The sequence below is a fragment of the Ensifer sp. YR511 genome (assembly GCF_900103045.1).
Taxonomy (GTDB): domain Bacteria; phylum Pseudomonadota; class Alphaproteobacteria; order Rhizobiales; family Rhizobiaceae; genus Ensifer; species Ensifer adhaerens.
The window spans coordinates 169,590-179,938 of record NZ_FNGR01000013.1 but is presented as its reverse complement, the minus strand read 5'-3'; the positions used below and the strand labels follow the sequence as shown (position 1 = coordinate 179,938).

At 60.4% G+C, this 10,349-nt stretch carries 8 protein-coding genes; 5 read left to right on the top strand and 3 right to left on the bottom strand.

All coding sequences use genetic code 11. The features are described 5' to 3' along the window. Positions 1-20: 20 nt before the first annotated feature. The 3 genes from BLU15_RS22010 to BLU15_RS22000 are packed head-to-tail and all read right to left on the bottom strand — an operon-like array spanning position 21 to position 2,678. A complete protein-coding gene (locus BLU15_RS22010) occupies positions 21-779 on the bottom strand; it encodes an iron ABC transporter ATP-binding protein (protein WP_060517449.1) in 759 nt (252 codons plus the stop codon). Then, positions 776-1,744: an iron chelate uptake ABC transporter family permease subunit gene (locus BLU15_RS22005; protein WP_060517451.1), complete on the bottom strand. Its 969-nt coding sequence runs from the start codon at positions 1,742-1,744 to the stop codon at positions 776-778. Before BLU15_RS22005 ends, BLU15_RS22010 begins: the two co-directional genes overlap by 4 nt. Further along, positions 1,734-2,678, bottom strand: coding sequence for an ABC transporter permease (locus tag BLU15_RS22000; protein WP_060604779.1), 945 nt, complete (start codon positions 2,676-2,678; stop codon positions 1,734-1,736). The genes BLU15_RS22005 and BLU15_RS22000 overlap by 11 nt, the downstream gene beginning before the upstream one ends. Positions 2,679-2,930: 252 nt before the next feature. Here BLU15_RS22000 and BLU15_RS21995 point away from each other — a divergent pair, with 252 nt between their 5' ends. From BLU15_RS21995 to BLU15_RS21975, 5 genes are all read left to right on the top strand, one after another. After that, complete coding sequence (locus tag BLU15_RS21995; RefSeq protein ID WP_090298061.1) at positions 2,931-3,860, top strand: siderophore ABC transporter substrate-binding protein; 930 nt, start codon at positions 2,931-2,933, stop codon at positions 3,858-3,860. A gap of 1,111 nt (positions 3,861-4,971) precedes the next feature. After that, complete coding sequence (locus BLU15_RS21990) at positions 4,972-5,772, top strand: helix-turn-helix transcriptional regulator (RefSeq protein ID WP_060530574.1); 801 nt, start codon at positions 4,972-4,974, stop codon at positions 5,770-5,772. 540 nt (positions 5,773-6,312) lie between these two features. Further along, positions 6,313-7,353, top strand: a complete 1,041-nt coding sequence (locus BLU15_RS21985) for a UDP-glucuronic acid decarboxylase family protein (protein WP_082566281.1) — start codon at positions 6,313-6,315, stop codon at positions 7,351-7,353. Position 7,354: 1 nt separating this feature from the next. Then, a complete protein-coding gene (gene galE, locus BLU15_RS21980; RefSeq protein ID WP_090298058.1) occupies positions 7,355-8,338 on the top strand; it encodes a UDP-glucose 4-epimerase GalE in 984 nt (327 codons plus the stop codon). After that, the gene (locus BLU15_RS21975) at positions 8,335-10,299 is read left to right on the top strand and encodes a glycosyltransferase family 2 protein (protein WP_090298055.1); all 1,965 of its coding nucleotides are present in this window, start codon (positions 8,335-8,337) and stop codon (positions 10,297-10,299) included. Before galE ends, BLU15_RS21975 begins: the two co-directional genes overlap by 4 nt. Positions 10,300-10,349 lie beyond the last annotated feature (50 nt).

The window sequence follows — 10,349 nt, the reverse complement described above, 5'->3', positions numbered from 1 at the left end:
CCAAGGCGTATGTCTGCGTTCTAGTCGAAATAGTTGACGAGGCGCGTGTCGCCGACGGCATGGACGCGGCAGTCGACATCGAAGATCGCCTGCAACCGCGACGGCACGATCATGTCTTGCGGCGGTCCCTCGAAGGCGAGGCGGCCGCCCTGCATGGCGACGATGCGGTCGGAATAGGCGGAGGCGAAGTTGATGTCGTGCAGCACGACGACCACCGTCTTGGCGAAATCGTCGGCCAGCCGGCGCAGGAGCTTCATCGTCTCGACCGCATGCTTGATGTCGAGATTGTTGAGCGGCTCGTCGAACAGCATGTAGTCGGTGTCCTGGCACAGCACCATGGCGATGAAGGCGCGCTGGCGCTGGCCGCCGGAGAGTTCGTCGAGAAAGCGGTTCTGGTAGGGTTCGAGCCCGAGATAGGCGATCGATCGGTCGATATGCTCCGCATCGGCCGCGGTCACCCGTCCCTTGGAATAGGGATAGCGGCCGAAGGCGACGAGGTCGCGCACGCTCAGGCGCGCGCTGATGTGGTTGTCCTGGCGCATGATCGACAGCCGCCGGGCAAGCACGTCGCCGGCGGCGCGGCTGACGTCGAGGCCGTCGACCAGCACCTTGCCCGTATCCATCGGCATCAGCCGGCTGACGATCGACAAAAGCGTCGACTTGCCGGCGCCATTTGGGCCGATGATCGAAGTCAGGCCGCCTGCGGGTAGCGTCAGCGACACCCGGTCGACGACCGCGGTGCCGCCATAGGATTTCGTTACCTCTTGGATCTCGATCATCGCGCGGAGCCTCGGACGAGCAGGAAGATGAAGACTAGGCCACCGAAGAATTCGATGACGATGCTGAGCGCCGTGTTGAAGGAAAACAGCCGCTCGAGGATGACCTGGCCGCCGACGAGCGTCGCGACCGCGATAAAGACTGCGACCGGCAGGACGAAGCGGTGGCTGGCGGTGGGTGACAGCTGCCAGGCGAGACTTGCAACGAGCAGACCGAAGAAGGTGACCGGCCCGACGAGCGCGGTGGAGACCGAGACCAGCACGGCGATCAGCACCAGGAGAAGCGTCACCACGCGCTGATGGTCGACGCCAAGCCCGATCGCCGCCTCGCGCCCGAGCGAGAGCACGTCGAAGGTGGGCGACAACCGCCACAGGACGAAGGTCACGGCGAGGGTGGCTGCGGCGGCAATACCGAGCAGGTTGGCATCGATACTGTTGAAGCTCGCAAACAACCTGTCCTGCAGGACGATGAAGTCGTTGGGGTCGAGAATGCGCTGCAGGAACGAGGAGAGGCTGCGGAACAGGCCCCCGAGAATGACGCCGACCAGCATCAGGAGATGCAGGCTACGGCTGCCGCCGGAAAAGAGGGCGCGGAACAGGAGCAGCGACAGGCCGACCATCACGGTCGTTTCGAGCGTGAACTGCATCTGCGGGTTCATGCTTGCCGCGCCGGCGGCGCCGAGGAAGAACACCATGACCGTCTGCAGCAGCGTGTACATGGCGTCGAAACCGATGATCGACGGCGTCAGAACGCGGTTACCGGAAATTGTCTGGAACAGCACCGTCGAGACGGCGATCGCGTAGGCGACCAGCACCATGCCGAGAAGCTTTGTGCCGCGGAAAGAGAGGATGAAGCTCCAGCTTCCCTTCGCGCCGATGGTCATGAAGGCGATCATCGACAGCAGCGCCAGCGCAGCGGACGCAAGAAGGACGGTCGACGGAGAGATCCGCTTGGCATCAGCCTGCATGGGACCGCCTCGAAAGCAGGAGATAAAGGAAGACGAGGCTGCCGATCACGCCCATGACCGTGCCCACCGGCACCTCGTAGGGCGCAATCACCATTCGCCCGACGATGTCGCAGGCGAGAACAAGCCCAGCGCCGGAGATGGCGACCACCGGCAATGTGCGCCTGAGATTGTCGCCAAGGGTCAGGCTGACGATATTGGGAACGACGAGGCCGAGGAACGGGATCATACCGACGGTCGCAACCACCGTCGCCGTGACCATGGAGACGATGGCAAGTCCGAGGGTGACCACCTTGTCGTAGTCGAGCCCGACATTGCGGGCGATCGCCTCGCCCATGCCAATGACGGTGAAGCGCGCGGCGGTCGCGTAGGCGACCAGCGTCAGCGCGAAACCGATCCACAGCAGCTCGTAGCGTCCGCGAAGGACGACCGAGAAATCGCCGGACATCCAGGCGCCCATCGACTGCATCAGGTCGTAGCGATAGGCGATGAAGGTGGTAACGGCGTTGACCACGCCGCCGAGCATGAGGCCGATCAGCGGCACCATCAGCGCCGAGCGCAGCGGAACGCGGCGCAGGATCTGCAGGAACAGGGCGGTTCCGGCAAGCGCGGTCAGGGTGGCGAAGGCCATCTTGCCTGCCACCGGCAGGCCCGGCGCGATCAGCATGGCCAGAAGCATTCCGAGGGCGGCGGATTCGGCGGTGCCGGCGGTCGACGGCTCGACGAAGCGGTTGCGCGCCAGCATCTGCATGATCGTGCCGGACACTGCGAGGCCGGCGCCTGCGAGCATCAGCGCCAGTGTGCGTGGCAGGCGGCTTTCGACGACCAGAAGCCAGCCGCGGCCGTCGTCGCTGGCCGCAAGACTGCCGACACCGGTAAAGACGCTGACGGCGGCAAGCAACAGGACGACCGGGATAGCGAACAGGACCGGCCTCATGGTTGCGTCACGCTCCAGCTGCTTTTCGTTCTGATCACCGCTCTCGTATCCGTGGCTGCATTTTTCCATCGACCGCCGCAACGAACCCCTGAGGCTTGCGGCCGTGAGGAGGTGCTCGATCGAAGGCTCGCCTTAGTCATATATATGATCGGCTTCGTCAAGTTTTGTGAGGCGGGAATGACGCGGAATGCGCGCATTGCCCTCCTGGCAAAATCGCGCTAGGGAGGAGGAGAAAACATGAGGTAAATAGTCATGAATATATCTCCCTTCTCTAATGGTTTGCGCGGACTGCTCGTCGCGGCCATGATGACGGTTGGCGGCGCATCGGTGGCGACGGCCGAAACCCTGAAGATCGAACACAGCAGCGGCGTCACCGAGGTGGAGAAAAACCCGAAGACCGTGCTGGTCTATGATTTCGGTATGTTGGAAACGCTGGATATGCTCGGCGTCCCCGTCGCCGGCGTCCCCGGATCGGCCGTCCCGCCGTCGCTCGAAAAGTACAAGGCCGACACCTATGCGAAGATCGGCACGCTGTTTGAACCCGACTTCGAGGCGATCAATGCGGCGGAGCCCAACCTCGTCATCGTCGGCGGGCGGTCGCAGGCGAAATATGCTGAAGTCGCCAAACTGGCACCGACGATCGACCTGACCTCGGACGACAAGGATCTGATCGGCAGCGTCAAGAAGAATGCAGAGATCCTCGGCGAGATTTTCGGCAAAGAAGCCGAGATCAAGGCAAGCATCGCCAAGCTCGATTCCTCGATCGAGGCGCTGCGTGGCCTTGCTGCGGAACGTGGAACGGGTCTCATCCTGCTGACGACCGGCGGAAAGATCAGCGCCTATGGCAAGGGATCGCGCTTCGGCGCGTTGCATGACGTCTTCGGGATCAAGCCGGCCGATCCCGAGCTGCAGGTCGCGACCCACGGCCAGGCGGTTTCCTACGAGTACATTCTCGAAACCAACCCCGACTGGATCTTCGTCGTCGATCGCGATGCAGCCATCGGCCAGCAGGCACAGCCGGCGGCCGCCCTGCTCGACAACGAACTCGTGCGGCAGACCAAGGCCTGGAAGGACGGACACGTCGTTTATCTCGACTCCGCCAAGCTTTACCTCACGGCATCGGGCCTGAAGTCGCAACAGGACATTGTCGATCAGCTGGCGCAGGCGCTGAGCAAGAAGTGATCGCAGCGGCGAGCCGCCTTGCGGTGTCGCCGCGTGGTGCCCGATTGCATCATTGGGTGACAGGCAGCGCGCCGCTTTCCAGGCGCGCTGGTCATGGCTGCCTCTTTCGGCGTTGCCTGACGTCGCCGGGCGCGGTTTTCGTTGCTGGAGCGGATTTCGGAAAAAGGGGAGGCCAACACCAAATACCCTTAACTCTTACGGTATTTTTCCGGTGTTGGCTCCGTTTGGAAGAACGATAATATCTTGATTTAGAGATTTTCGCTTTTTTGCTAAATTTATTTTAGTTTTTACTTTTTTATATAATTTATGCCCGGATTTAGGTCCGGTTTGTATGTTGACTTGCTTTACGCTTACTCGGTGGAACGCTGACGCTACTCTCCGGAGGTCGAGGCTTCTCACGGCTGGAAGCGCTTGGTGGCGCTCAGCCGGTCCCTTTTGATCTTCCGGAACGAACGCTTAATTTGACACCAAATCGCGTGGCGCGGAAGATACCAATTCTAGTTAGTGGTTTGTAATTACTGACACTTTCTCGCCTAGCCATCGACCGCAAGCCATTGGCGCAGCGAGGAAATCCCCTGCTTTTTCAGGGGCATCTGCCGACCGGTACCTCCGCGCTTTCCACGCTTTGCGCTTGGCTTCGGGCTATCGTCGACAGCAGCGGACGGGCCTCCTAGTACCAACTAAGTATTCCTGCGTATATCGGAGCGGAAGAGGGGGGTTAAGCGCGGCTGCACGAGGCCGCTTAACTAATCCATTTATCGCGCGCCGTCGGGTCCGTCTTGGCAGAAATGCATAGGACGCTCGCTCTGCTGGGGGTATCCTAGAGGCTTGTTTTTGAGAGCGTTCCGCGTCTTGGTAAACAGAACGTTAGCAATATAACCCAAAGATGGTTCGATTTATAACGATTTAAGTGCCCTTCCGGCGCTTCTCTAATCCTTTTGGGCTGTTTCGTTGCGGAGATCTTTACGTTACATTAGCTATCGCGAATTTTATCGCACAGGAATAATCGTGACGCATAAGTGGTTCCGAATAAATTTTTTGAAAGTGGGGCGTGCCCACGGCCAGACCGGGGCACCCATAAAAATAAATGGAAAAATCCTAGGAGGGCGTAATGTATCCTGGAAGCTCCAACGTGGGTGATTTTGAAGATAACAACAAGGCTTTGTCACAAAAGAAAAAAATCGTAATGCTCGCCAAGATCGACCTGTTCGCCGAATGCCTGATGCAGGCCGTCGGGTCCAGGTTTCAAGGGCACGATATCGTCAGCTTCTCCGATCCCGACAATCTGCTTGACGGTAGTCTCGTCGATGTCACGCTGATCATGCTGTACCGGATGCCTCCCAAGTCCTTTCCGGCTATCTTGCGGACCATTCACGAGTTCCACCCGCGGGCATCGATTGGCCTGGTGGTGGAGAATGCCGAGGAACTCGATCCGTCGATTGCCGGCTTCGTCGAAGAGCGCCTCATCCATGGCGTCCTGCCGTTGAACCTCAATCTGGATGTCTGCCTTGCGGCCATCGACTTACTGATGAAGGGCGGCGAACATTTCCCGGCGGCTCTGCTGCGGCGGCTTTCTCCCGAGCCTTTCGCGGCGAACAGCCTTTATGGCCGGCGCGGGGAGGCCCCGGGCCAGACGACCGTTTCGGGAACAGGACGGCGCAAGCGCGATGCTGGCCCCGATGGCCTGACGACACGCGAGGTCCAGATCCTCGATCTGATCTGCAAGGGCACGCAGAACAAGATCATCGCGGACCGGCTCGGGCTGTCGGAAAATACCGTCAAGGTTCACGTCCGCAACATCTATAAGAAGATGAACGTTCGCAACCGTACGGAAGCGGCGTCTCGATACTTCACCAACGATGCGGCGACGGAGCGCAACGGCGACGTCCTCCTGTCGCGTTGGAAGAACTAGGCGCGACGTAAGGCAGACATTTATCTGCTTGAGGGCTTGGCCGTCGTCGAAGGCGTGCCAAGTTCTATTCGGCCCCAGGTGCGTTCTCCTGGGGCTGATTCCCGAAATCAAATGCTACTTTGAGCCTGCCCCGGCGATTGGCCGGGCGGTCCCGCTGTGGCATGTCTCCTCGACAGGTGCGTGAAAGCTCGAAAGATCACACCGAAATTTACCCTAGAATATACTGGTAAATATTTCGTTACTTTTGGCCTGGATTGGCTGAAATGTAATCACATATGATTATGTCAATAGTAATTTGTTGTATTTTTGGATTATTTACTGGAAATAAATTCCATACATATTGACTGGACGGTTCGTATTTGATAATTAGCTAATATTGAAATTGAGAATCTAAAAAATATTGATTGAAATTGAATAGTTTATTTTTTGTCGGGTTGTGCGTGTCGTTGTAATAAAGAGAATATTTTTATTATCTATTGCGCTCGCATCCCGTCTCCAAATCACCAACGAAAATGGTGAGTTTAATAATTGGAGGTGCGCATGCGAAAGGTCGTCACGGGACCGCTGTCCGTGGTTGGACAGCGGGAGTTTCTTAAGAAGATCGCAGGAATACCGAAGAGAATACTAGTAACGGGTGGAAGTGGTTTTCTCGGATCTCATATTTGCGAAAGACTTATTTCCCTGGGTCATACGGTCATCTGTCTTGACAACTTTTCGACCGGCCGGCGCGAAAATCTCTCTCATCTGGCGCAGGACCCCCATCTCCACATCATCGATCACGACGTTCGAAAGCCCTACCTGATCGATGCCGATGTCATCTTCAACTTTGCCTCCCCCGCGTCACCACCGGACTATCAGGCGGACCCGGTCGGGACATTGATGACGAACGTTCTCGGCGCGCTGCATGCGCTCGAAAACGCCAAGGCCACTGGCGCCACCGTCATCCAGTCCTCGACTTCGGAAGTCTATGGCGATCCGCTGACCAGTCCGCAGCGGGAAACCTATTTCGGCAACGTCAACACGATCGGGCCGCGAGCCTGCTATGACGAAGGCAAACGGTCGGCCGAGACGCTGTTCTTCGACTACCACCGGACCTACGGCGTGAAGATCAAGGTCGCGCGTATCTTCAACACCTACGGTCCGCGCATGCGGCCCGACGACGGGCGGGTGATATCGAACTTCGTCGTCCAAGCCCTGCAGGGCAAGGACCTGACGATCTATGGTGACGGGCACCAGACCCGGTCCTTCTGCTATGTCGACGACCTGATCGACGGTTTCCTCCGTCTTTCGGTCTCGGCCGACCCGTGCACCGGTCCGATCAATCTCGGCAATCCCGGAGAGTTCACGGTTCTCGAGCTCGCGCGAATGGTGCTTTCGATGACGGGCTCGCGTTCGCGCATCGTGCATCTGGCGGCGGCCACCGACGATCCTCGCCAGCGGCGACCCGATATCACCCAGGCGCGTGGTGAACTCGCATGGGAGCCGAAGGTGATGCTGCGCGAAGGCCTTGAGCGCACGATCGCCCATTTCGACGAGCGCCTCAGTGCGGCCGGTCGCGCAGTGGCCGGAGAGGCGGTATGACATGTCTCGCGTCGCACTGGTCACCGGCGGAGCCGGCTTCATAGGCAGCCACACCTGCAAGCGTCTGGCTGAGCAGGGCATCGTTCCCGTCGTCTACGACAATCTCTCGACGGGGCATCGATCCAACGTGAAATGGGGCCCCCTCGTGGAGGGGGCGATCGAGGACAAGGAACGGTTGGCGGCGGCAATCCGGACCCATTCGCCCGAATGCCTCATCCACTTTGCCGCATCCGCCTATGTCGGGGAATCGGTCGAGGATCCGGGAAAATACTACACCAACAATGTTGCCGGCAGCATCGCGCTTCTGGAAGCCTGCCGGGCGACCGGACTTGGACGCATCGTCTTTTCCAGCTCGTGCGCCACCTACGGCATCCCGCCGCAGCTGCCGATTACCGAGGACATGGTTCAGCTGCCGATCAATCCCTATGGCCGCACCAAGCTGATGATCGAACTGATGCTTGGCGACTATGCCCGTGCCTACGGCATCCGCTCGGTGGCGCTGCGCTACTTCAATGCGGCCGGCGCCGATCCGGAAGGGCAGCTGACCGAAAAACACGATCCGGAAACGCATCTCATTCCCCGTGCGCTGATGGCGGCGGCCGGGCGGATCGACAGGCTCGATGTCTTCGGCGACGACTATGCGACACCGGATGGCACCTGCATCCGCGACTACATCCACGTGACCGATCTTGCCGACGCGCATGTGGCGGCGGTGAACTATCTGCGCGACGGCGGCGAGGTGTTGCACGCCAATCTCGGTTCTGGCCATGGGACGTCGGTCCGGCAGGTGCTGTCGGCCATCGACCGGGTCACCGGTCGGCCGGTCCCGGTGCAGATGCTGCCGCGCCGGCCCGGCGACCCGCCGGTTCTCTATGCCGACACGAACTGGGCGCGCCAGAGGCTGGGTTTCCGTCCGCAGCTTTCGGACATCGACACGATCATCGCGACGGCCGCGCCGAGCTTCGGCCTGGAGGTGCGCTCATGAACTGGTCGCTGGAAACCGCGAAACCGGATGAGACGATCGCCTTCGGGCAGAGCCGGAAGGCCGCTTCGGCGCCCGCCGCCCTGTTTTCGGGCCGGCTGCGACTGCTCCATGTCCTCGGCATTGCCGCATGGTTTGGCGCCCTCCTGTATTTCTGGCAGTGGTGGCTTGATCCCGCCCACGTCGTCGACTGGCCGTCCTATGTGCTGATCACGGTGGTCGTCGGATGGATCACGCTGCTGCCGGTCTATTTCATCGTGATCTTTTCCGGCGCGAAGGTTATGGCGGCAAGCGCCGTCCGGGTGCCGCAGGGGCGGGTCGCGATGGTGGTGACCAAGGCGCCTTCGGAACCCTTTTCGGTGGTGCGCAAGACGCTGCTCGCCATGCTCGACCAGACCGGCTGCGAATTCGACGTGTGGCTCGCAGACGAAGATCCGTCACCGGACACGATTGCCTGGTGCGCGGCGCGCGGGGTGATGATCTCCACGCGAAAGGGCGTCGCAGACTACCATCGCTCTTCCTGGCCGCGCCGGACCCGGTGCAAGGAGGGAAACCTCGCCTATTTCTACGATCACTATGGCTACGAGCGCTACGATTTCGTCGCCCAGTTCGATGCCGATCATGTGCCGGAAACCACCTATCTCGTCGAGGTGCTGCGCCCGTTCAACGACCCGTCGGTCGGTTATGTCTCGGCGCCGAGCATCTGCGATGCCAACGCCGCCACCAGCTGGGCAGCGCGCGGGAGGCTCCACGCGGAGGCCAGCATGCACGGCTCGCTGCAGGCCGGCTACAACAACGGCTGGGCGCCGCTGTGCATCGGTTCGCACTATGCCGTTCGGACCAAGGCCCTGAAGCAGATCGGTGGGCTTGGGCCCGAACTTGCCGAAGACCATTCGACAACGCTGATCATGAATGCCCATGGCTGGCGCGGCGTGCATGCGCTGAACGCGATCGCCCATGGCGACGGACCGGCCAATTTCGCCGATCTCGTGGTTCAGGAGTTCCAATGGTCGCGAAGCCTCGTCACGATCCTGTTGAAATACTCGCCGGTCTACGTGCCGAAGCTGTCGCCGCGGCTGAAGTTCCAGTTCCTGTTCTCGCAGCTCTGGTATCCGCTGTTTTCGTCGTTCATGGCGCTGATGTTCCTGATGCCGATCGTGGCGCTCGTCTCCGGTCGGACCTTCGTCGCCGTCACCTATCCGGAATTTCTGCTGCATTTCGCGCCGCTCTCGTTGGTGCTGATCGCGCTTGCCTATTTCTGGCGCTCGACGGGCACGTTCCGGCCCTATGACGCACGCGTCCTGAGCTGGGAAGGCACGCTGTTCCTGTTTGCACGCTGGCCCTGGTCGCTGCTCGGTTGCCTTGCGGCGGTGCGCGATCATCTGACGGGCTCCTTCGTCGACTTCCGCATCACGCCGAAGGGTGGCGGTGCCGCCGCGCCTTTGCCGCTGCGGGTGCTGATGCCCTATCTGGTGCTCGCCTTGGCATCGGCTCTGGTCGCCAGGGGTATCTCCGATGCCGGCACGGCGCGCGGGTTTTATGTCTTCGCCGGCATCAACGCGCTCATCTATGCGGGGTTGGTGGCGGTGATCCTCATTTGCCACGCACGCGAAAACCGGTTGGCCCTGATCCCGCGGTCGACGATGACGGCGGCGACGGCCGGGTGCCTGGTGCTGGTCTCGGTGCTCTCGGCTCAATCGGCCGTGCGCCATGGGGCCGAGGCAACCCAGGCGCTGTCGCACGGCCTGCAGTTCGTGAGCTTCACCGAAACGAGATACACGGTCGCCGGTGCCGGCAGCGGCACCAATCTCAAAACCGTTCGCTTCCGCCTGAAATGGAGAGGGTTTTCACAGCCATCCGACGGGCAGGCGCGCGGCGAAATCAGTGCATCGAATATCAGCCAACAAAGTAACAGGGAAACGATAACGACCAGGAAGGTCGGTCGGTTTCATGTGCCGTCATGACGACGGCAAGCAGTCGAGTGTGTGTGGTCTCCAATGCGAGGAGAAATGCA